At 67.4% G+C, this 21,620-nt stretch carries 18 protein-coding genes; 11 read left to right on the forward strand and 7 right to left on the reverse strand.

Features of this window, described 5'->3' with window-relative positions; genetic code table 11:
- Positions 1-95 precede the first annotated feature (95 nt).
- The 5 genes from LE190_RS12325 to LE190_RS12345 all read left to right on the forward strand — a co-directional run bounded on the left by LE190_RS12325 (position 96) and on the right by LE190_RS12345 (position 7,045).
- Positions 96-1,739, forward strand: a complete 1,644-nt coding sequence (locus tag LE190_RS12325) for a DUF1800 domain-containing protein (protein ID WP_225238979.1) — start codon at positions 96-98, stop codon at positions 1,737-1,739.
- Positions 1,739-3,091: a DUF1501 domain-containing protein gene (locus LE190_RS12330; protein WP_225238980.1), complete on the forward strand. Its 1,353-nt coding sequence runs from the start codon at positions 1,739-1,741 to the stop codon at positions 3,089-3,091. Before LE190_RS12325 ends, LE190_RS12330 begins: the two co-directional genes overlap by 1 nt.
- A 16-nt stretch (positions 3,092-3,107) precedes the next feature.
- On the forward strand, positions 3,108-5,690 hold the full coding sequence (locus LE190_RS12335; RefSeq protein WP_225238981.1) for a DUF4214 domain-containing protein: 2,583 nt from the start codon (positions 3,108-3,110) through the stop codon (positions 5,688-5,690).
- Positions 5,691-5,830: 140 nt separating this feature from the next.
- Positions 5,831-6,616 (forward strand): 5'-3' exonuclease, encoded by a 786-nt coding sequence (locus LE190_RS12340; protein ID WP_225238982.1) that lies wholly within the window; start codon positions 5,831-5,833, stop codon positions 6,614-6,616.
- Between the two features lie 27 nt (positions 6,617-6,643).
- Positions 6,644-7,045, forward strand: coding sequence for a response regulator (locus LE190_RS12345; RefSeq protein ID WP_225238983.1), 402 nt, complete (start codon positions 6,644-6,646; stop codon positions 7,043-7,045).
- Between the two features lie 14 nt (positions 7,046-7,059).
- On the opposite strand, the gene LE190_RS12350 is transcribed toward LE190_RS12345, so the two are convergent.
- Complete coding sequence (locus LE190_RS12350; protein ID WP_225238984.1) at positions 7,060-7,710, reverse strand: GAF domain-containing protein; 651 nt, start codon at positions 7,708-7,710, stop codon at positions 7,060-7,062.
- Between the two features lie 178 nt (positions 7,711-7,888).
- Between LE190_RS12350 and LE190_RS12355 the strand changes: the two genes are divergently transcribed.
- Positions 7,889-9,649, forward strand: coding sequence for a sensor domain-containing phosphodiesterase (locus tag LE190_RS12355; RefSeq protein ID WP_225238985.1), 1,761 nt, complete (start codon positions 7,889-7,891; stop codon positions 9,647-9,649).
- Between the two features lie 30 nt (positions 9,650-9,679).
- Here LE190_RS12355 and mnmA read toward each other — a convergent pair whose 3' ends face one another.
- Positions 9,680-10,783 (reverse strand): tRNA 2-thiouridine(34) synthase MnmA, encoded by a 1,104-nt coding sequence (mnmA, locus tag LE190_RS12360; protein ID WP_225238986.1) that lies wholly within the window; start codon positions 10,781-10,783, stop codon positions 9,680-9,682.
- A gap of 25 nt (positions 10,784-10,808) precedes the next feature.
- Positions 10,809-11,291 carry an NUDIX hydrolase gene (locus LE190_RS12365; protein WP_225238987.1) on the reverse strand — a complete coding sequence of 161 codons (483 nt, stop codon included), beginning with the start codon at positions 11,289-11,291 and terminating at the stop codon, positions 10,809-10,811.
- Positions 11,292-11,539: 248 nt separating this feature from the next.
- Between LE190_RS12365 and LE190_RS12370 the strand changes: the two genes are divergently transcribed.
- The 4 genes from LE190_RS12370 (at position 11,540) to LE190_RS12385 (ending at position 14,802) form a co-directional block, all read left to right on the forward strand.
- Positions 11,540-12,652 (forward strand): Re/Si-specific NAD(P)(+) transhydrogenase subunit alpha, encoded by a 1,113-nt coding sequence (locus tag LE190_RS12370; RefSeq protein WP_225238988.1) that lies wholly within the window; start codon positions 11,540-11,542, stop codon positions 12,650-12,652.
- Positions 12,653-12,675: 23 nt separating this feature from the next.
- The gene (locus tag LE190_RS12375) at positions 12,676-13,017 is read left to right on the forward strand and encodes an NAD(P) transhydrogenase subunit alpha part 2 (RefSeq protein WP_225238989.1); all 342 of its coding nucleotides are present in this window, start codon (positions 12,676-12,678) and stop codon (positions 13,015-13,017) included.
- Positions 13,014-14,471: an NAD(P)(+) transhydrogenase (Re/Si-specific) subunit beta gene (locus LE190_RS12380; RefSeq protein ID WP_225238990.1), complete on the forward strand. Its 1,458-nt coding sequence runs from the start codon at positions 13,014-13,016 to the stop codon at positions 14,469-14,471. Before LE190_RS12375 ends, LE190_RS12380 begins: the two co-directional genes overlap by 4 nt.
- Positions 14,472-14,595: 124 nt before the next feature.
- Positions 14,596-14,802, forward strand: coding sequence for a DUF7661 family protein (locus LE190_RS12385; RefSeq protein ID WP_225238991.1), 207 nt, complete (start codon positions 14,596-14,598; stop codon positions 14,800-14,802).
- Between the two features lie 131 nt (positions 14,803-14,933).
- Here the strand turns inward: LE190_RS12385 and LE190_RS12390 are convergent, their stop codons facing one another.
- Genes LE190_RS12390 through LE190_RS12405 form a run of 4 tightly spaced genes read right to left on the reverse strand, consistent with a single transcriptional unit; the run spans position 14,934 to position 19,219 of the window.
- Positions 14,934-16,085, reverse strand: a complete 1,152-nt coding sequence (locus LE190_RS12390) for a UbiH/UbiF/VisC/COQ6 family ubiquinone biosynthesis hydroxylase (protein ID WP_225238992.1) — start codon at positions 16,083-16,085, stop codon at positions 14,934-14,936.
- On the reverse strand, positions 16,085-17,428 hold the full coding sequence (locus LE190_RS12395) for an aminopeptidase P N-terminal domain-containing protein (RefSeq protein WP_225238993.1): 1,344 nt from the start codon (positions 17,426-17,428) through the stop codon (positions 16,085-16,087). The genes LE190_RS12390 and LE190_RS12395 overlap by 1 nt, the downstream gene beginning before the upstream one ends.
- Positions 17,425-18,144: an N-acetylmuramate alpha-1-phosphate uridylyltransferase MurU gene (murU, locus tag LE190_RS12400; RefSeq protein ID WP_225238994.1), complete on the reverse strand. Its 720-nt coding sequence runs from the start codon at positions 18,142-18,144 to the stop codon at positions 17,425-17,427. The genes LE190_RS12395 and murU overlap by 4 nt, the downstream gene beginning before the upstream one ends.
- A gap of 16 nt (positions 18,145-18,160) precedes the next feature.
- Positions 18,161-19,219 (reverse strand): aminoglycoside phosphotransferase family protein, encoded by a 1,059-nt coding sequence (locus LE190_RS12405; RefSeq protein WP_225238995.1) that lies wholly within the window; start codon positions 19,217-19,219, stop codon positions 18,161-18,163.
- A gap of 96 nt (positions 19,220-19,315) precedes the next feature.
- Between LE190_RS12405 and LE190_RS12410 the strand changes: the two genes are divergently transcribed.
- On the forward strand, positions 19,316-21,601 hold the full coding sequence (locus LE190_RS12410) for an LPS-assembly protein LptD (RefSeq protein WP_225238996.1): 2,286 nt from the start codon (positions 19,316-19,318) through the stop codon (positions 21,599-21,601).
- Positions 21,602-21,620 lie beyond the last annotated feature (19 nt).

Genomic DNA, 21,620 nt, shown 5'->3' on the forward strand with positions numbered 1-21,620 from the left:
TTTTTGACCACAAGGCTGGCAGCCACAGGGTTTTTCATACTTGATAACGAACTCTGCCGTGCAATAATAAATACATTGCCGACGCCGGAGTTCCCATGCCCACCTCCTTACGCCTTTCCCGCGCGCGGGCCTGGCTGATTCCTGCCGTCCTGCTGCTTGCGGCCGGCTGCAGCCGCGAAGCCGGCCCGCCCGCCACCTCCTTCACCGCCTCGGCCGGCCAGGTCAAGCCGGTTGCCGCGAGTCCGGTCACGCGCTACGCGGCGGCGCGCTTCGCCGACCAGGTCAGCTTCGGCGCCACGCCCGCCCTCGTGGCGGACATCCAGGCCAAGGGCTTCGAGCGCTGGATCGACGAGCAGTTCGCCATGCCGCCCTCGCTGATCGATACCGCTCCGATCGCCCAGTATGACAGTTTCGATCCGAAACAGGCCGATTTCGCCTGGCGCTACCTCAACCGCCAGCTGTACACCTCCTTCCTCAACGTGCCCGACCAGCTGCGTCGCCGGGTCAGCTGGGCGCTGTCGCAGTTCCTGGTCGTGTCGACCAACAAGGTCGAGGCCTTCGGCGGCATCGCCTATTCGAACCTGCTGCAGAAGCAGGCTTTCGGAAACTACGGGGAGCTGATCCGCGCGATCACAATGAATCCGTCGATGGGCGTGTATCTCGACAACCTCGAGAACCGCCCCACCAGCGACGAATGCCGCTGGTGCGCACCGAACGAGAACTATGCGCGCGAGCTGATGCAGCTGTTCACGCTGGGCGTCGTCAAGCTCAACCTCGACGGCAGCATACAGCGTGACGCGGCCGGCAAGCCGGTCGAGACCTATAGCCAGAAGGATGTGGAAGAACTGGCGCGGGCCCTGACCGGCTGGAGCTTCCGCGGCGCCTTCGACCGCACCGACTACCGCCGCTACGACGGCGAGCTGGTGCCGGACGGCTGGCGCGCCGCGCACGACTACGGTCCCAAGACCGTGCTGGGCCGCAGCTTCCCGGCCGGCGCCGATGCGCGCCAGGAACTCGATACCATCGTGTCGGTCCTGATGTCGCACCAGAACATCGCGCCCTTCGTCAGCCTGCGCCTGATCCAGCACCTGGTCACGAGCGACCCGAGCCCGGCCTATCTTGCCCGGGTGGCGACGGTGTTCCGCAACAATGGCCAGGGCGTCGCCGGCGACATGAAGGCGGTGCTCAAGGCCATCCTGCTCGACCCGGAGGCGCGCCGCGGCGACGAGCCCGGCAACGATAGCCTGCAGTTCGGGAAAATGCGCGAACCGCTACTCTGGTACACCGGCCTGCTGCGCGGCTTGGGCTGCAAGCAGGAAATGACCTGGGATGATGGAACCGGCGTCATGGTGCCGGGCTCGCAGCGTCCCTTCGACGCTGCCAGCGTGTTCAGCTACTACCTGCCGACCGACCGCGCGCCGGGCAGCAACCTGCTGGCGCCGGAACAGCGCCTGCTGACCTCCGAAGAGCTGTCCTGGCGGCTGGCCGGCTTCCCCGGCGCCGTCAGGCGCGCCGGCACGGCCTGCAATGCGGCGGCCTTCGGCAGCGCGTTCAGTACCTCGCCCGGCGCCTTCGCCGACCTGGTCAGCGAGCGCTACTTCCGCGGCGCGATGCCGGCCAGCCTGCGCCAGAGCCTGATCGAGCTGGCGCCGAATACGGCGGGCGACACGCCCGAATACAAAGCCATCAGCCTGCTGCAGTACGCCTTGCTGACCCCTTACTATGGAGTGATCCGCTGATGGACCGCCGCCACTTTCTCCGTTTCGCGGGCGCCACGCCGGTGCTCGGCCTGCTCGGCGCCTCGAGCCTGCTCGACTCCGCTCCCGCCTATGCGGCCGGCGATGACTACCGCGCGCTGGTCGTGGTCTTCCTCGCCGGCGGCAACGATGGCCTGAACAGCCTGGTGCCGACCGACGGCGCCTACAACGACTACGCCGCCGCCCGCCCGGAACTGGCGATCGGCAGGAACGTGCTGACGCCCCTGGCGGGCAGCAGCGGCGGCCATACCTACGGCATGCATCCGGCGCTGGCGCCGCTGGCGCAGCTGTACAACAGCGGGCGCCTGGCCTGGATCGCGAATGCAGGCCCGCTGGTGGCGCCGGCCACGGCGCGCCAGGTGATCGAGCGCAGTGTGCCGGTGCCGTCCTTCCTGCTGTCGCACAGCGACCAGGTGATGTGGCAGCAGGGCTGGCTGGGCGACGAGGATGGCAGCGGCTGGGCCGGCCGCGCGCTGGAACTGCTGCCGACGGCGCTGCGCAGCCAGGTCAGCGCGGTGACCATGAGCACCGACCGCACCCTGGTACTGGGCCGCAATTCGCCGGTGTCCTTCCTCAGCCGGGGCGAATCGCGCTACTGGGGACAGGCCGACCTGGCCGAGCCGCAGCGGCCGGCGGCGCAGTCGCTCAACCGCATGGCGCGCTGGCAGTTCGCCGCCCACTACGAGGCCGAGTATGCGCGCACCCTCGGGCGCGCGGTGCAGGAATCGACCCTGTTCACCCAGGCCGCCCAGGCGGCCAAGGCGCCGGCCGGCGACTTCGGCAGCGGCGAGCTGGGCGTCTCGCTGCGCAAGCTGGCCTCCCTGCTGCCGGTGTTCCGGCAGCGCGGTTTCCGGCGCCAGGTCTTTCTGGTGCAGTGGGGCCAGTTCGACACCCATGCCGCCCAGCGTGGCACCGGCCCGACCAGCCAGGATGCCCAGCTGGCCGAACTGGCGCGCGCGCTGCGCGCCTTCGACCAGGCCAACGTGGCCGCCGGCCTGGACCAGAACGTGGTGTCGCTGACCATGAGCGACTTCGGCCGCACCCTGCGCCAGGCGTCCGGCGGCGGCAGCGACCACGCCTGGGGCAACCACTGGTTCGCGATGGGCGGCCCGGTACGCGGCGGCCAGGTGGTCGGCACCCTGCCGAGCCTGACCCTGGGCGGACCGGACGACGCCGACCCGAACGGCGGCGGCCGCTTCGTGCCGACCATCTCGACCGACCAGGTGGGCGCCACGCTGATGCAGTGGCTGGGACTGCCGGCGGGCGAACTGGGCAAGGTGTTCCCGAACCTGGCGAACTTCAGCCAGAAAACCATCAACCTGCTGCACGCATGACGGGACGCTGAGCGCCATGGACATCAAGGGAACGAAAGGCAACGACACCATCGTCCAGGAAGGGAACCTGGACGAATGGAACACCTATCTCGCCCTGGAAGGCGATGACATCGTCCGCATCTACCAGGGCAACGTGCTCGGTGGACCGGGCAACGACCGGATCGAGAAGCTGGCTTCGCCCGATACCTGGCGCTCGGTGGGCGTTGGCTACTGGGACAGCCCGGCCGAGGTCTTCGTCGACCTCGCCGCAGGCTACGCCCTGGACGGCTGGGGCACGCGCGACACCCTGGTCGGGGTGCGCAACGTCACCGGCTCCTGGTATGGCGGCACGCTGTACGGCGACGCCAACGGCAACGACATCACCGTGGGCGCCGGCGGCCTCACCGTCACCGATGGACGCGGCGGCGACGACGTGCTGTGGCTGCCGATCTACTACGAGGGCATCGACCTGTCCGCCTTCGACATCCAGGTCAGCATCGACGGCACCCGCGCCACGGTCACCTCGTCCCAGTGGGCCGGGTTCCGGGTCGAGATGAGCAATTACGAACGGATCGGCATCGGCTGGAACTACAGTTATGCGCTGTCGGATTTCATCAAGCCCGAGCAGATGGCAAAGGAAGGCCTGGTGGGCCTGGACAGCCAGCGCTGGAACGCTGGCAGCGCGCTCGGCACCGGGGTTGAGCTAAGCTTCGCTTTCGCCACCGCGGCGCCGGCCAGCGGCCCGGGCGCCACCGGTTTTGCCGCCTTCAACGACACGCAGAAGACGGCCGTGCGCGCGATCCTCGACAGCATCGCCCAGCTCACCGGCCTGGTGTTCCGCGAAGTCGCTCCCGGCGACGCCAAGCTGCTGTTCGGCGCCAGCGCCCAGGCCACGACCAGGGGCGTGGCCGGGATGCCGGGCCAGGCCAACGCCGGCCAGGTCTGGATGGACGTCGACTCGGTGCGCGACCTGCGCCCCGGCTCGGAAGGCTATGCCGCGCTGATGCACGAGATCGGCCACGCGCTCGGCCTGCGCCATCCGCGCAACGTCGATCCGGGCGACGCCTGGGCGGCCCAGTGGCGCGCGCAGTACGACGTCGGCAACTACTCGGTGATGGCGCAGGGCGCTAGCGCCGACGGCCTGTTCCGCTCGACCTGGGGCGCGCTCGATGTCGCGGCCCTGCGCCACCTGTACGGCAGCCGCAGCGCGGCCGAGGGCGATACCGTGTACCGCTACGGCGCCAGCCGCATCGAAGGGCAGTCCAGCATCACCGACGATGGCGGCAGCGACAGCATCGACGCCTCCGCCTCCCGCGTCGGCGTCTCGATCAACCTGGCGCCGGGGGCCCTGTCGAGCGTGGGCGTCACGCAGGCGGGGCTGGTGGCGGTCGACAACCTGGCCATCACGCCCGGCACCTGGATCGAGGCGGCGGTCGGCTCTGCCTTCGACGACGTCCTCACCGGCAACAGCCGCGACAACGTCCTGCGCGGTGGCCTGGGCAACGACTGGATCGACGGCGCCGAAGGCAGCGACACCGCCGTGTTCGAAGGCCGGCGCGCCGACTACCTGCTCAGCACCGGCTTCGGCAAGGTGTTCGTCACCGCGCGCGACGGCAGTTGGGGCTTCGACAGCCTGGCCAACATCGAGAAGTTGCGCTTCGCCGACATGACCATCAGCTGGAACAACGCCGGCCTGGCCGCCGACGCCAGCATCGAGGTCGACCAGAACGGAAGCACCTCCGGCAAGCTGCCGGAGTCGAGCGATGGCGCGGCCCTGAGCTACAAGCTCAAGAGCGGGCCGGCGCATGGGAGCGTGACCGTGTCCGCGAACGGCAGCTACGTCTATACGCCGCAGCGCGGCTATGCCGCCGAGGACCGCTTCACCTTTACCGTCACCGACGCCAAGGGCGGCAATGACTACACCGCCTTCGTCGCCGTGCGGCCGCTGCTCGCGACGGTGGACGGCAGCGCCGGCGCCGACAGCCTGGCCGGCAGCGCGGGCGACGACACGGTGCTGGCCGGCGCCGGCAACGACCGCATCGCCGCCAGCGCCGGCTGGGACCACATCAACGGCGGCGCCGGGGTGGATGTGCTGAGCTATGCGGGAGCGCGCGCCAGCGTCAGCTTCGCCCGCAACGAGGACGGCAGCGTCAGCGCCACCAAGGCCGGCGGCAAGGACCACCTGGTCGAGATCGAGCGCGTGCTGTTCGGCGACGGCAGCGCGGTGGCTCTCGATATCGACGGCGCGGCGGGCCAGGCTTACCGCGTGTACCAGGCCGCGTTCGACCGCAAGCCGGACGTTCCGGGCCTGAGCTTCTGGATGTTCAACATGGACAATGGCGTTTCGCTGGTGGAAGTGGCGAACGGCTTCCTGCAGTCAAACGAAGCCATCAGGCTGTATGGTGCCAGCCCCACGGCCGAGGAATTCGTCGGCAAGCTGTACCAGAACGTGCTGCACCGCGCGCCCGAGCAGGCCGGCTTCGACTTCTGGGTCTCGGCCATCCGCGCGGGCTATTCGCGCGCCGACCTGCTGGCGCAGTTTGCCGAGAGCGCGGAAAACCGCGCCCAGGTGATCGCCGCCATCGAAGGCGGAATCGACTACACACCTTTCGGAACATGATGAAGTCACGCGTTCCCCGTTCTTTCCTGGCGCTGGCCTGCGCCGCCACGGCGGGGCGGTAGCGGAAGCAGCCCGCTTTGCTGCGCGCGCCGCCCGGTTTATCATGACGGCGCCGCAACCATCTCCGACAAGCGCATCACATGAGCAAACAGGGAAAGCTGCTCGCGATCGATGGCCTGAACATCGTGCGTCGCGTGTACGAGGCCAGCCCCGAGCCCGATTCCGACCTGAAGGCCAGCATCGCGCTGCGCCACGCCTTTTCGTCCTTCCGCAACGTGCTGGAAGCGCACGCGCCCACCCACGTGCTGGCCGCCTTCGACTACGGCGGCCCGAACTGGCGCCATGCCCTGTATCCGCGCTACCGCGAGGGACGCGCCGCCATGCCCGCCCCGCTGCGCGAAGCCCTGCCGGAGTTCCACCAGCGCCTGCGCCAGGCCGGCCTGCAGGTGCTGGCCGTGCCCGAGGTCGAGGCCGACGACGTGATCGCCACCGGCGTCATGCGCTGGCTGCAGGAAGGGCGCGGCGAAGCGATCGTCGCCACCACCGACAAGGACCTGCACATCCTGATCGCGCACGGGGCCCTGGTGTGGGACCACTTCAAGAACGAATGGCACGACGACGCCTGGGTGCGCCAGCGCTTCGGCGTCGCGCCGGAGCTGCTGCACGACCTGCTGGCGCTGATGGGCGACCCCACCGACGGCGTGCCGGGCGTCTCGAAGATCGGCATGAAGACCGCGGCGCGCCTGCTCAATGCCTATGGCAGCCTGGATGCGGTGATGGCCGGCGCCGGCATCCTCAAGACCCCGCTGGGCGAACGGCTGCGCGCCGAGCGTGAGATACTGGTCCTGTCGCGCCGGCTGGTCGAACTCAGGACCGATGTGCGGCTGGGGGTCAGCTGGAACATGCTCGCATATGAATCGGCATGACGCGCACTGGGACCGGGAGGTAAGGCAATGCTCAAGGCATTGATCGTGGACGGCAGCGCCATCTCGCGCGGCCTGCTCAACACGGTGCTGATGGAAGGGGGCTACGAGGTGGTGGCCCAGACCCATACCGGGCTGCTGGGCTGCGCGCTGGCGCTCAAGCACCGCCCGCAGATCGTCTGCATCGCGCGCGAGCAGGTCGAGGACGGCAGCCGCATCGTCGAGGAACTGCGCGCCCAGCTGCCGAAGGCGATGATTTTCATTGTTTCGGGCACGCTCGATGCCGCCGCGGTCCAGGATGCCCTGCAGCGCGGCGTGCATGGCTTCATCGTCAAGCCGTTCAAGGCCGACGCCGTGCTCAAGACCATCCGCAACACCGTGATCGCGGTGGTGCGCAAGCAGCAGGCCGCAGCCTCCAACAAGCCGGAATAAGAAGGTGCGCCGCGTCAGCCGCGCCGCTTGATCTCGTCCGAGGCGATCGCCGCCAGTTCGCGCAGCGCCCGCAGTTCGCGCGCGCGCAGGCGGCGCGGCTCGCGGTCCAGCACGCACAAGGTGCCGATCCGCCGGCCGTGGGCGTCTTCCAGCGGCACGCCGGCATAGAAGCGCACGTGCGGCGCCGCCGTCACCAGGGGATGATCGGCAAAACGCGCATCGTTGGCGGCGTCGCCCACGACGAAGGTCTCGCCGCTGGCCAGCGCCTCGTTGCAGAATGCCCATTCGCGTGGAGTCTCCCGTAACGCGAGCCCGACGCGCGCCTTGAACCATTGGCGGCGCGGGGTCAGCACCGTCACCAGCGCCATCGGACAATCCGTCACCTGGGCGGCCAGCCGCGCCAGGCGGTCGAAGGCTTCCTCGGGCGCCGTGTCGAGCAGCGCATGGCCAGGTGCGGGCGCTGCGCCAGGGTCCGGTTCCGCTGTCTCTCGCCGCTGGCACGACTGCAGATCGCGCACCGCGCTCAGGCGCACGCGCCGGTGGCCGCCCGGGGTCTTCCAGGCCGGCAGGGCACCGCTTTCCATCCAGATCTGCACGGTACTGACGGCCACGCCCAGCAACTGCGCCGCTTCGCGTGTCGTCAGGATCGGGTCGTCCTCGCTCATGCTTGTCGTTATAGGTAGTCGATGCGGCCATTCTACCCGATATCCCACACTATCTGACGAAAATGATTATTAATGTGAAAAAACATTGACTGCCCAGCGATAAATAACGCAGAATCTTCATCGTGATCATCATTTTCGATAAATACATTCAACGCACTGGCAGCACCAAGCCCACCCCATGACGCCCCCGTTCGACCCATCAGTGCGGGAAATGACCCGGCTCGACGCCCTGCACCAGCTGCAACTGCTCGACACCGCGCCGAGCGAGGCCTTCGACCGCATCACGCGCATGGCCACGCAACTGTTCGGATTGCCGATCGCCGCGGTGTCGCTGACGGACGCCGACCGCCAATGGTTCAAGTCGAAGGTCGGGGTCGAACACAGCGAGATCCCGCGCCTGCGCGCGCCCTGCGCGGCGGTGGCCGAGAGCGGCCAACTGCTGGCAGTGCCGGACCTGCTCGAGGATGCGTGTTTCCGCGACAGTCCGCTGGCCGATAGCGGCGTGCGCTTCTATCTCGGCGCACCGCTGGTGACCAGGACCGGCCACTGCCTGGGCGCGATGTGCGTGCTCGGGCTCGAACCCCGCAGCGTCAGCGAGGCCGACCGCGCCGCGCTGCAGGACCTGGCGGCAATGGCGATGGCGCAGATCGAACTCCAGCACGCGCTTGGCCGGATCGATCCGATCAGCGGCTTGCCCAACCGGAACCAGTTTGTCAGCGACGTGCGCGACCTGGCACTGGCGCTGCCGGCAGGGACGGCCCAGCTGGCGGCCATGGTCAGCCTGGCCAGCCCTGAACAGCTGAGCGACGCGATGCGCGTGATGGGCAGTGCGCACCTGGACGAGATCGTGCGGGCCGCGGTGCCGGCAATGCGCCGTTTCGCCGGTGGCGGCAAGGTCTACCATGTGGGCACCGCCCAGTTCGTACTGCTGGCGCCCGCCGATTCCACGCTGGTGCGCTTCAGCGGCAGCCTGCTCGGCTGGCTGGGCGAATCGGCCGCCGCCCGCGGCACCCGTTTTCTCACCACGACCACCGTCGGCCTGGCGCGCTTCGCGGTGGGCGAGGAGGCGCCGCTCGACCTGCTGCGCAACCTGCACAGTGCCGTCCACGACGCGCTGAGCGCCGAATCCGGCCTGCGCATATTCTCGCCGGAGCTCGACGCGGCCTACCAGCGCCGCTTCTGGCTGATCGGCGAACTGGGGCGCGCGCTGGCCCAGCCGGGCGAGCTGCACCTGGCTTTCCAGCCCAAGATCGACCTGCACACCGGCGCCTGCCGCAGCGTGGAAGCACTGCTGCGCTGGACCCATCCCGATGAGGGCGCATTGTCGCCGGCCGAGTTCATCCCGATCGTGGAAAGCACCTCGCTCGCACGCGCCACCACCGAATGGGTACTGGAAGCGGCGCTGTGCCAGCTGGTGGCCTGGCGCGCGGCGGGCGTGGCGCTGCAGGTGGCGGTCAACGTGTCGGCCGTGAACCTGGAGGAACCCGATTTCTGCGAGCGCGTGCTGGACGGCCTGGCGCGCCATGGCCTGCCGGCCGCCAGCCTGGCGCTGGAGCTGACCGAGAGTGCCCTGATGCGCAAGCCGAAGGCGGCGCGGGAAACCATGGAGCGGCTGGTGGCTGGCGGCGTGAAGATCGCGATCGACGATTTCGGCACCGGCTACAGCAGCCTGGCCTACCTGCAGGAGATGCCGGCCGACGTGGTCAAGATCGACCAGTCCTTCGTGCGCGGCATGGCAAAAGACGAGCGCACGCGTGCGCTGGTGGCGACCATGATCAAGCTGTCGCACGACCTCGGGCACCGGGTGGTGGCGGAAGGCGTGGAGACGGAGGAAGTGGCGCAGCTGCTGCGCGCGGCGGGCTGCGACGAGGCGCAGGGTTATTACTATGGACGGCCGATGGCGCCGGCCTCGTTGGCGGAGTGGCTCGCGGTCCGGTAGGTGGACGGCCAGGCCGTCCACGCTAGGGAATCAGCTTGCGCCGGTATCGATAATTCCGCCGCCCAGGCATACGTCGCCGTCGTACAGCACGGCCGATTGTCCTGGCGTGACCGCCCACTGCGCTTCCTCGAAATCGAGCGCGAAACGGTCCATGCCGCCGGCATGCACGCTGCAGGCCACGTCGGCCTGGCGGTAGCGGGTCTTGGCCGACAGTGCTTTTCCATCAACGGGCGCTTCGCCCGCGATCCAGCTGGCCTGGCCCGCTTCCAGGCGCGGCGACAGCAGCCATGGATGCTCGTGTCCCTGCACGATGTACAAGGTGTTGCTGGCCACGTCCTTGCGCGCCACGAACCATGGCTCGCTGGTGCCGTCCGCGTTCTTGCGCGACTTCAAGCCGCCGATGCCGATGCCCTTGCGCTGGCCGAGCGTATAGAACGACAGGCCGATGTGTTCGCCCACGGTTTCGCCGGTGTCGAGCTTCATCGGGCCCGGCTTGTGTGCCAGGTAGCGGTTCAGGAAGTCGCGGAACGGGCGCTCGCCGATGAAGCAGATGCCGGTCGAATCCTTCTTGGCCGCATTCGGCAATTGCAGGCGCTCGGCGATCTTGCGCACTTCCGTCTTCGGGATCTCGCCCAGCGGGAACAGCGACTTCGACAGCTGGGCCTGGTTCAGGCGGTGCAGGAAGTAGCTCTGGTCCTTGGTGTGGTCGAACGCCTTGAGCAACTCGTAGCGGCCGTCGTTCTCGCGCACGCGCGCGTAGTGGCCGGTCGCGATCAGGTCGGCGCCCAGCTTCATTGCGTGGTCGAGGAAGGCCTTGAACTTGATCTCGGCGTTGCACAGCACGTCCGGATTCGGGGTGCGGCCGGCCTGGTACTCGCGCAGGAATTCCGCGAACACGCGGTCCTTGTATTCGGCGGCGAAGTTGACGGCTTCGATGTCCACGCCGACCACGTCGGCCACGCTGGCCGCGTCGATCCAGTCCTGGCGCGTCGAGCAGTATTCCGAATCGTCGTCGTCTTCCCAGTTCTTCATGAACAGGCCGATCACTTCATAGCCCTGTTCCTTCAGCATCCACGCCGCGACCGAGGAGTCGACGCCGCCCGACATCCCGATCACGACTTTTTTCTTGCTCATCTTGTTTGACTTCGCTTCCGTTCTTTTAGATTCCGCCTTCGAAGACCGAAGGATGGGTGTACAGCAGGTGCAGCGGGGTACGGTGGCCGGCCAGGTAGTCGTCCACGCACTGCAGCACGATCGGGCTGCGGTGGCGGGAGGCAGAGGCGGCGATCTCGTCGCGCGTCATCCACATGGTGCGCAGGATGCCTTCGTCGAGCGGCTGGTCCAGTTCGCGGCCGGCATGACCGCAGAAGGTGAAGCGCAGGTAGGTCACTTCGGTGCCGCGCGACTTCGAATGGTAGCGCGACATGTACATGCCCACCAGCGCGGTCGGGATGAATTCGTGCGCCGTTTCCTCCAGCGCTTCGCGCACCACCGCCTGCTCGAGCGACTCGTACGGGTCGAGGTGACCCGCCGGTTGGTTCAGCTTCACGCCCTCGCTCGTCTCTTCCTCGATCAGCAGGAAGCGTCCATCGCGCTCGATGATCGCAGCGACGGTCACGGATGGTTTGAAGATATCGGTCATGCGCGTCCTTGAAAATGAGCCGACATTCTACCTTGACAGCGGGCAGCTCTGCTCATCCGTGCCCGATACGGTGCGCTTGCCTGTCGTTAAATCGCCTTGATTCATTGCAAACTGCAAAGCCGCCAGGCTGGTTACATTCGGGCGCCTTTGCCAGAATTGAATATTAATTTTTTGGTATTTGATGTCGAGCAATTGTCGTAATTACATGGTAGATTGTGGCCAGAATGGTCCACTGAACGGAGGGATTCATGAGAATTGGCATACCGGCCGAGACCCGGCCGGGCGAGACCCGCGTGGCTGCAACTCCCGAAACCGTCAAGAAGCTGGCCGTACGCCACCAGGTGCTGGTGGAAAGTGGTGCCGGCCTGCGCGCCTCCTGTCCCGATGCCGCCTACGAGGCCGCTGGCGCCACCATCGTCGATGGCGCCAGCGCCCTCGGCGCCGAGCTGGTGCTCAAGGTGCGCAGCCCGGACGGCGCCGAGCGCGCCCGGATGCGTCCCGGCAGCGTCCTGGTCGGCATGCTTAATCCCTTCGATACCGAGAACCTGGCGCAGCTGGCCGGTGCCGGCCTCACCGCCTTCGCCCTCGAGGCAGCCCCGCGCATCACGCGCGCCCAGTCGATGGACGTGCTGTCGAGCCAGGCCAACATCGCCGGCTACAAGGCCGTGCTGCTGGCGGCGAACACCTATGGGCGCTTCATGCCGATGCTGATGACGGCGGCCGGCACCGTCAAGGCCGCGCGCGTGCTGGTCATGGGCGTGGGCGTCGCCGGCCTGCAGGCGATCGCCACGGCCAAGCGCCTAGGCGCCGTGATCGAAGCCTCGGACGTGCGCCCGCCCGTGAAGGAGCAGGTTGAGTCGCTCGGCGCCAAGTTCATCGACGTGCCTTACGAAACTGACGAGGAGCGCGACATCGCGCAAGGCGTGGGCGGCTATGCGCGCCCGATGCCCGCCAGCTGGATGCAGCGCCAGGCTGCGCTGGTGCACGAGCGCGCCAAACTGGCCGACATCGTCATCACCACCGCCCTGATCCCGGGCCGCCGCGCGCCGATCCTGATCGGCGAAGACACGGTCAAGGCCATGAAGCCGGGCTCGGTGATCGTCGACATGGCGGTCGAGCAGGGCGGCAACTGTCCGCTGGCGGAACTGGGCCAGACGGTATGCCGGCACGGCGTGCACATCATCGGCGAGCCGAACCTGGCGGCGCTGGTGCCGGCCGATGCCTCGGCCCTGTACGCGCGCAACGTGCTCGACTTCCTCAAGCTCGTCATCGACAAGGAAGACCGCTTCGTGATCGACCGCGAGGACGAGATCGTGCGCGCCACCCTGGTGTGCGCGGACGGCGCAGTGTTACGCACTTAAGAACCGGACCGGAGGAGCGAAGCATGGACATCAGCCACACCATCATCAACCTGATCATCTTCGTGCTGGCCATCTACGTCGGCTACCACGTGGTCTGGAACGTCACCCCCGCGCTGCACACGCCCCTGATGGCGGTGACCAACGCGATCTCGGCCATCATCATCGTCGGCGCCATGCTGGCCGCCGGACTGACCGAAGGCCTGGCCGGGCAGGTGGCCGGCACCATCGCGGTGGCGCTGGCCGCGGTCAATGTATTCGGCGGCTTCATGGTCACGCGCCGCATGCTCGAGATGTTCAAGAAGAAGGAGCCGAAACGGTCCGGCGATCCGGCGGCCGCGAAGACTGCGACGGAGGAGCGGGCATGAACTTCATCAGCATGAACGTCGTGACACTGCTCTACCTGGTGGCCTCGGTCTGCTTCATCCAGGCATTGAAGGGTTTGTCCTCACCGGCGACGGCACGCATCGGCAATACCTTCGGCATGGCCGGGATGGCGATCGCGGTCGTCACGACCATTGCGCTGATGCTGAAACTGCAGGCGCAGCTTGCGACCGGCAGCGGCATGGGCTTTGCGCTGGTGCTGCTGGGCGTGGTGGTGGGCGGCGCGATCGGCGCCGTGGCCGCGAAGCGGGTCGAGATGACCAAGATGCCCGAACTGGTGGCGGCGATGCACTCGCTGATCGGCCTGGCCGCCGTGTGCATCGCGATTGCCGCCGTGTCCGAGCCCTGGGCTTTCAACATCGCCGAGCGTGGCGGCGCGCTGCCATTCGGGAACCGCCTGGAACTGTTCATCGGTACCTTCGTGGGTGCGGTGACCTTTTCCGGTTCGGTGATCGCCTTCGGCAAGCTGTCGGGCAAATATCAATTCCGCCTGTTCCAGGGCGCGCCAGTGCGCTTCGCCGGGCAGCATATCCTGAACCTGGTGCTGGCGATCGCGATCATCGGGCTGGGGCTGCTGTTTTGCTTCGACGACAATGTGGCGCCAGCCTGGACCCCGTTCATCGTCATGGCCGCGCTGTCCTTCGTGCTGGGCGTGTTGATCATCATCCCGATCGGCGGCGCCGACATGCCGGTGGTGGTATCGATGCTGAACTCGTATTCGGGGTGGGCGGCGGCGGGCATCGGTTTCTCGCTGAACAATTCGATGCTGATCATCGCCGGTTCACTGGTGGGTTCGAGCGGCGCGATCCTCTCGTACATCATGTGCAAGGCGATGAACCGCTCCTTCTTCAACGTGATCCTGGGCGGCTTCGGCGGCGAGGCCTCGGTGGACGACGGCGCCGCGAAAGAGCAGCGTCCGGTGAAATCGGGTTCCGCCGACGACGCCGCCTTCATCCTGCAGAACGCGGAATCGGTCATTATCGTCCCCGGCTATGGCCTGGCGGTGGCGCGTGCCCAGCATTCGGTGAAGGAACTGGTCGACAAGCTGGTCGAGCATGGCGTGCAGGTGCGCTACGCGATCCACCCGGTGGCGGGCCGCATGCCGGGCCACATGAACGTGCTGCTGGCCGAGGCCGAAGTGCCCTACGACCAGGTGGTGGAAATGGAAGACATCAACGGCGAGTTCGGCCAGACCGACGTGGTGCTGGTGCTGGGCGCGAACGACGTGGTGAACCCGGCGGCCAAGGACCCGAAGTCGCCGATCGCCGGGATGCCGATCCTCGAGGCCTATAAAGCCAAGAGCATCATCGTCAACAAGCGCTCGATGGCCTCGGGCTATGCGGGCCTGGACAACGACCTGTTCTACCAGCCCAATACGATGATGGTGTTCGGGGACGCCAAGAAGGTCATCGAAGCGATGGTCAAGGCCGTCGACTAAACCTTATTGGGGTCAGAGTTGAATTATTTACCAATTGACCCGGAGATCGGTCGTCATCGCAGGAAACATGGCGCCTCCTCAACTGATCCTAGGCTGTTGGCCAATAATTCGACGCTGACCCCATATGTTGTTTAAGGTCTTCGGCAAGATCGTCGGCATCGCTGGGCAAGCGGGATCGTGGCAGGCCTTTTATCCTGGGAGCGATGGTACGCGCCGCCCAGCCGATTTCGTCATCCCAATTGAGGTAAGCGAAGAGGGACTGGCTGAATACCTGGCTGACCTGTTCCACGAAGACGCCGCACCAGGCCGCGACACCGTTTTTCGCCTCTAAGCGCAATTGGGGTCAGTGTCGAATTTTCGAGCACGAGCTTTCAATCACCTGCTTGCCGTTATGGTTAATGACCCACGTACAGTTAATTGAAAGATCTTGGCAAATAATTCGACTCTGACCCCACTGTGGGTTTAGCGGCGGCCGAACATCATCAGTTCGGCCAGCAGCAGGCGGGCTGGCTTGACGGCGTCGAGGGCCGCCAGCGACATGCCCAGCAAAGGCTGCAGCGGGCCGCGGCCGGCGAAGATGCGGGCCATGGTGTCGGTCAGGGCGATCGTCAGGCGGCGGTCTTGCGCGCGCGCGGTCATGAAAGCCTCGATCGCGGCGGGCGTGGCGCCGCGGGCCAGCTGGCGCGCCAGCACGGCGGCGTCGCGCAGGCCCAGGTTCAGGCCCTGGCCGGCGACCGGATGCAGGGTCTGGGCGGCGTTGCCGATGGCAACCGTGCGGCCGGTGGCGCGAGCCTCGGCGTTCAGGCCGAGCGGGAAGGCGACCCGGGGCGAGCTGGCGGTAAAACGGCCCACGCGGGTGCCGAAGGCGTCGCCGAGCTGGGCCAGGAAATCCGCGTCGTCGAGCAGCTGGACATCGAGCGCGCGCTCCGGACGCATGCACCAGACCAGCGCATACCCGTGCCCGTCGCCGCCATCCTGCGGCAGCAGCGCCAGCGGGCCCTCGTCCGTGAAGCGCTCGAACGCGCGGTGCGGCACCGGCTCGCTCACGCTCACGCGGGCGATGATCGCCGTCTGCCCGTAGTCGCGCTGCCGCGCCTTGCCTTCCTGCTGGCCGAACACGCCACCCTCGGCCTGCACCGCCACCCGCGCATCGACATGGCGGCCATCGTCCAGCAACAGGCGCACCGAATCCGCCCCCTCGTCAAAGGACGAAACCCGCGCCGGGCGCAGGGTGCGCACGCCGGCCTGGTCGCAGGCGCGCGCCAGCGCATCCACCACGTCGCCGTAGCGCGCCACATAGCCCAGCGCCGGCAGCGCGTGCTCGGACCGGTCCATCAGGCTGCGTCCAAGCTGGCCGCGGCGCGAGACGTGGATCTCGTGGATTGGCGTGGCCGGCAGCGGCCAGGCGCGCACTTCCTCGAGCAGCTGCACGCTGCCCCAGGACAGCGCGATCGAGCGCGGGTCCGTGATCGCCTGGCCCAGCGACTTGCCGTCGACCAGGGCGATGCGGCTGCCCGCCACGCCGCGCTGCGCCAGGAAGGCCGCCAGCGCCAGGCCCACCGGGCCGGCCCCGCACACCGCCACATCGACGTCGAGGATCTCGTCGTCCGCCATCAGCTTTCTCCCATCCAGGCTTCGATCTCCGCCACGCCCTTCGGCGCATCCGCGGACAGCACGCGGCAAGCGCCGTCGGTGACGATCACGTCGTCCTCGATGCGGATGCCAATGTTCCAGTACGCTTCCGGCACGCCTGGTGCAGGGCGCACATAGATGCCCGGCTCCACGGTCAGCGCCATGCCCGGCAGCAGCGGGCGCGAAGGACGCTCGGCCGCGGCCATGTCGCGGTAGGGCCCGACGTCGTGCACGTCCATCCCGAGCCAGTGTCCGGTGCCGTGCATGTAGAACTGCAGGTGCGCCTTGTCGGCGATCGCGTCTTCTGGCGAGCCATACCTGGACCGGTCGAGCAGGCCCAGGTCGAGCATGCCTTCGGTGAGTACCCGCAGCGCCGCCTCGTGCATGCCGCTGTAGGGCCGCCCAGGCACGATCGCGGCAAAGGCCGCGTCCTGCGCGCGCAGCACCAGCTCATACAAGGCTTTTTGCTCCTGGCTGAAACGACCGTTCACCGGCCAGGTGCGGGTGATGTCCGAGGCATAGCCATCGAACTCGCAGCCCGCATCGACCAGCACCAGCTCGCCCGCGCGGCAATGGCGGCTGTTCTGGTTGTAGTGCAGGACACAGGCATTGGCGCCCGACGCGACGATCGGGGTATATGCCGGGAACTGGGCGCCGTGACGGCGGAATTCGTGCAGCAGTTCGGCCTCGATCTCGTACTCGAACACGCCGGGGCGCGTAAACCGCATCGCGCGCGCATGGGCGCCGGCCGCAATGCGCGCGGCGCGCTCCATCAGCCCCTGTTCGCCCGCATCCTTGACAAGGCGCATCTCGTCGAGCATGGCTGGCAGGTGGTGCATGGAGGATGGCGCGGCGACGCCGCTGCGGCCCTGGGCGCGCACCGCCCTGAGCCAGCCCGCCACCTGGGCGTCGAGCGCAGCGCTGTGGCCGAGCGCATAGTACAGCGCCGGCACATTGGCCAGCAGCTGCGCCATCTTCGCATCGAGTTCGCCGATGGGATAGGCCTCGTCGAAGCCGAAGGCGATGCGCGCGCCCTCCGGGCCGTGGCGGTAGCCGTCCCAGATCTCGCGTTCCGGGTTCTTCTCGCGGCAGAACAGGATCGAGCGGGCCGGCGCATCGCCCGCTGCGGCCAGCAGCACCAGCACCGCTTCCGGTTCGGCAAAGCCGCTCAGGTAATAGAAATAGCTGTCGTGCCGGTAGGGATACTCGCTGTCGCCGTTGCGCAGCACTTCGGGGGCGGTGGCCAGCACCGCCGCCGACCCGGGCTGCATGCGCGCCGCCAGGCGCGCCCGGCGTTCGATCCAGGTAGCCGGAACCGCGGTCATGACCCCGTCTTGGCCGCCAGCGGCGCGTTCAATTCTTCCAGCTGCTGGGCGGTGCCGACATTGACCCACGGACCCTGGTACAACTCGCCGCCCACGCGGCCCTGTTCGATGAACTTGCGCATCAGGGGGCCGAACTTGACGAATTCCCCGGCCTTGATCCCGTCGAACATCTCGGGGCGGTAGACGCCGATGCCGGCGAAGTTCCACTTCACGTCGCCGTCGTTGCGCAGCGTGTACATGTCGAGCGCGAAGTCGCCGTCAAGGTTGTGCCAGGGATTGGGCGTGAGCCACAGCCAGGCGATGTCGCGCTTGTCGGGAGGGTAGGGAATGCCCAGCATGTCCTTGTCCTTCAGGACGTCGGTCACCTGCGAGAAGTCGAAGTAGGGCGCATAGATGTCGCCCGACACCGCCAGGAAGGGCTCGTCGCCCAGCAGGTGCAGGGCGTTGGCAATGCCGCCCGCGGTCTCGAGCGGCACCGGCTCGTGCGAGTAGCGGATGCGCGCGCCGTACCTGCTGCCGTCGCCCAGCTCCTGCTCGATCATGTGGCCGAGGTGCGAGTGGTTGATGACGATGTCGGTGATCCCGGCGCGCACCAGGTTCAGCACGTGGTAGGTGATCATCGGCCGTCCGCGCACCTTGAGCAGCGGCTTGGGGCAGGCGTCCGTGAGCGGACGCATGCGCTCGCCGCGGCCGGCGGCGAAAATCATGGCTTTCATGGAAATGGACTCGTCGTCAGAAGGTGTAGCCGACCGCCGGCGCCTTGTCCTCGAGCGCGTCGAGCAGGCGGATCAGCGGTTTCAGTTCGGTGTAGCGGCCGGCGGTGCGGCGCACGTAGTCCATCACCGTCGGCAGGTCGCCCAGGTAGTGCGGCTTGCTGTCGCGGTAGTTCAGGCGGCAGAAAATGCCGAGGATCTTCAGGTGGCGCTGCAGGGCCATGAACTCGAAGTCGCGGTAGAAGGCGTCGATGTCCGGGTTCACCGGCAGGCCGACCGCCTTGGCGCTCTGCCAGTAGCGCACCACCCAGTCCAGCACGATCTCTTCGTCCCACTGGATGTAGGCGTCGCGCAGCAGCGAGGCCAGGTCGTAGGTGACCGGGCCGTAGACGGCGTCCTGGAAATCCAGCACGCCCGGGTTGCCCTGTTCGAGCCACATCAGGTTACGCGAATGGAAGTCGCGGTGCATGTAGACCTGCTGCTGGGCCAGCACGTTGGCGGTGATCGCCTCGAACACCTTGTCCAGCTGTTCCTGCTGTTTCGCATCGAGCTTCACGCCCAGGTGGCGCTCGATGTACCACTCCGGGAACAGGTTCATCTCGCGCAGCACGAAGGCGCGGTCGAACTCGGGCAGCTCGCCCGGCTGGCTGGCGAGCTGGAACTTGAGCAGGGCATCGACCGCGTCCGAATACATGAAAGCGGCATTGTCCGCGTCCAGGCGCTGCAGGTAGGTGGTCACGCCGAGGTCGGACAGCAGCAGGAAGCCGCTGTCGACCTTGCGCGCGACGATCGCCGGCACCGTGACGCCGGCTTCCAGCAGCAGGCCCTGCACGTGGATGAAGGCGGGGACGTTCTCGCGTTCCGGTGGCGCGTCCATGGCCACCAGGGTCGCGCCGAGCTTCTCGCGCATGGCGGGCACGACGTCGTAGCGGAAATAGCGGCGGAAACTGGCATCGGCGGATGCCGGACGGCCGCTTTCCACTTCCACCAGGCCGGTCGATGCCAGCCATTCGGCCAGCTGCTGCAGGCGCGCGTCGGGGCCGCCGGAAGTGAAGTGATTTTGATACAAAGAAGACATGAAACGGCCTGGTGAATCCGGTTGGTTGAGTAAGTTCCCATATAATAAGGGATTCATTCCAAAAATACCGCCCTTTATGGCGCACGCAGATTCTCCATGAGCTGGTTTTCGGCCCACCCATTTCCTCCACGGCAAGTGCGCGCATTGTATGTACTGGCGACGGCCGCGATCGCCACGTCGGCGCCGCTGCATGCCCAGACTGTACCCGCTGCACCACATCCCGCCTCCCATGCGAGCGAGCAGGACCTTCCGGTCACGATCCGCGCCGAGGAGATCAGCGGCCGCCCCGACCGCCAGCTGAACCTCGAGCGCGATGTCGAACTGACGCGCGGCCAGACCCGCCTGACCGCCGACAGCGCCTGTTACCTGCGCGTCGAAGACCAGGTCACGGCCACCGGCAACGTGAACATGTGGCGCTTCGGCGACCGCTACAAGGGCGACGAGCTGCAGCTGAACCTGGAGACCGGCAAGGGCTATCTGCTGCGTCCGGAATACCGCCTGCAGCTGAACAACGCCCAGGGCAACGCCTCGCGCATCGACTTCCTGGGGGAGGACGTGGCGCTGGTGCGCGACGGCACCTACAGTACCTGCGAGGGGCCGGATCCGGACTGGTACCTGAAATCGAGCACGCTGCGCCTGGACAGCGGGCGCGACGTCGGCCTGGCCGGCAAGACCATCATCTATTTCAAGGACGTGCCCATCCTCGGCACCCCGGCCCTGTCGTTCTCGCTGTCGGGCGCGCGCCGCTCCGGCTGGCTGGCGCCGACCATGGGCTTCGGCGCCAAGGGCAAGGCCGAGGTGATGGTGCCGTACTACTTCAACATCGCGCCCAACCGCGACCTGACGGTGTTCCCGCGCATGATGTTCGACCGCGGCCTCCAGCTCGGCGCCACCGGGCGCTACCTGGGCGTGACCGGGCGCGGTCCCTACAACGGCGAGACCCATGTCGAAGGCCTGCGCCATGACCGCGAGACCGGCGAGGACCGCTGGCGCGTGGACTCGGTCCACACCCAGACCCTGGGGCCGGGCTGGTCCTACGGCTGGAACCTGCACGCTGCCTCGGACAACGAATACCCGAGCGACTTCTCGCGCACGGTGGCGGTCAGCGCCGAGCGCCAGCTGCTGCGCGAGGTGCGCACCGACTACGTCGGCCGCTTCTGGAGCCTGTCGGCGCGTGCCCAGAACTACCAGGTGCTGCAGGATCCGGCCGCCGCCAAGGATGCGCGCCTGACGGTGCCGCGTCCCTACGACCGGCTGCCGCAGATTAACTTCCATGCCGGCCGCTACGACGTCGCCGGCTTCGACTGGGCCTTGGACGCCGAGGCGGTCAGCTTCCGGCACCCGGACTGGGTGCGCGGCAACCGCGCCGTGACCGTGGCCCAGGCCAGCTACCCGATCGTGCGCCCGGGCTGGTTCCTGACCCCGAAGCTGATCAGCCACCACACCAGGTACGACCTGGACCGTACCGCCAGCTATACCGGCCCGACCAAGCTGTCGCGCAGCCTGAACACCTTCTCGCTCGACAGTGGCCTGGTGTTCGAGCGCGACACCTCGCTGTTCGGCCGCGGTGTCACCCAGACCCTGGAGCCGCGCCTGTTCTATGTGTACACGCCGTACAAGGACCAGACCCTGTTCCCGAACTTCGACACCGGCCGCGCCGGTTTCAACTACGCCCAGCTGTTCAGCGAGAACCGCTACGTCGGCGCCGACCGGGTGTCCGACGCCAACCAGCTGACCGCGGCGGTGGTGTCGCGCTTCATCCAGCCGGACGGCGCCGAGCGCCTGCGCATGGCCTTCGGCCAGCGCATGTACTTCAGCGAACCGCGCGTGCGCCTGCCGGGCGAACCGGTGCACCAGAGCCGCTCGGACGTCCTGCTGGCGGCATCGGGCCGCATTTCCGAGACCTGGACTTTCGATAGCGGCGTACAATACGACGCGACCGGCAGCACCCTGTATAGCTCGAACCTGAGCATGCAGTGGCAGCCGGCCCGGATGAAGGTCGTCAACGCCGAGTACCGTTATCAGCGTGACAGCTTCCGCAACGTCGACTTCTCGGCGCAATGGCCGCTGTCGGCGCGCTGGTACGGCGTCGGGCGCGTCAGCTACGCGCTGCGCTCCTACGGCGTGGGCGGCGCGACCCCGGTCGGGAAAGGCAAGCTGCTCGAAAGCCTGCTCGGCCTCGAGTACAAGGCCGATTGCTGGGTGTTCCGTTTCGGCGCCCAGCGCTTCGTGACCGCGGCCCAGACCACCTCGACGCCGATCTTCTTCCAGCTCGAGCTCAACGGCCTGTCGCGCCTGAGCCTGGGCAGCAACCCGCTCGAGGCGTTCAGCAAAGGCGTCCCGGGCTATACGCAGCTGAATACCAATGTGGGTCGTCCCTGAGATTTTAAGGACGACTTAA

Origin of the sequence: Massilia hydrophila, assembly GCF_020208145.1 — a bacterium.
Classification (GTDB): domain Bacteria; phylum Pseudomonadota; class Gammaproteobacteria; order Burkholderiales; family Burkholderiaceae_D; genus Telluria; species Telluria hydrophila.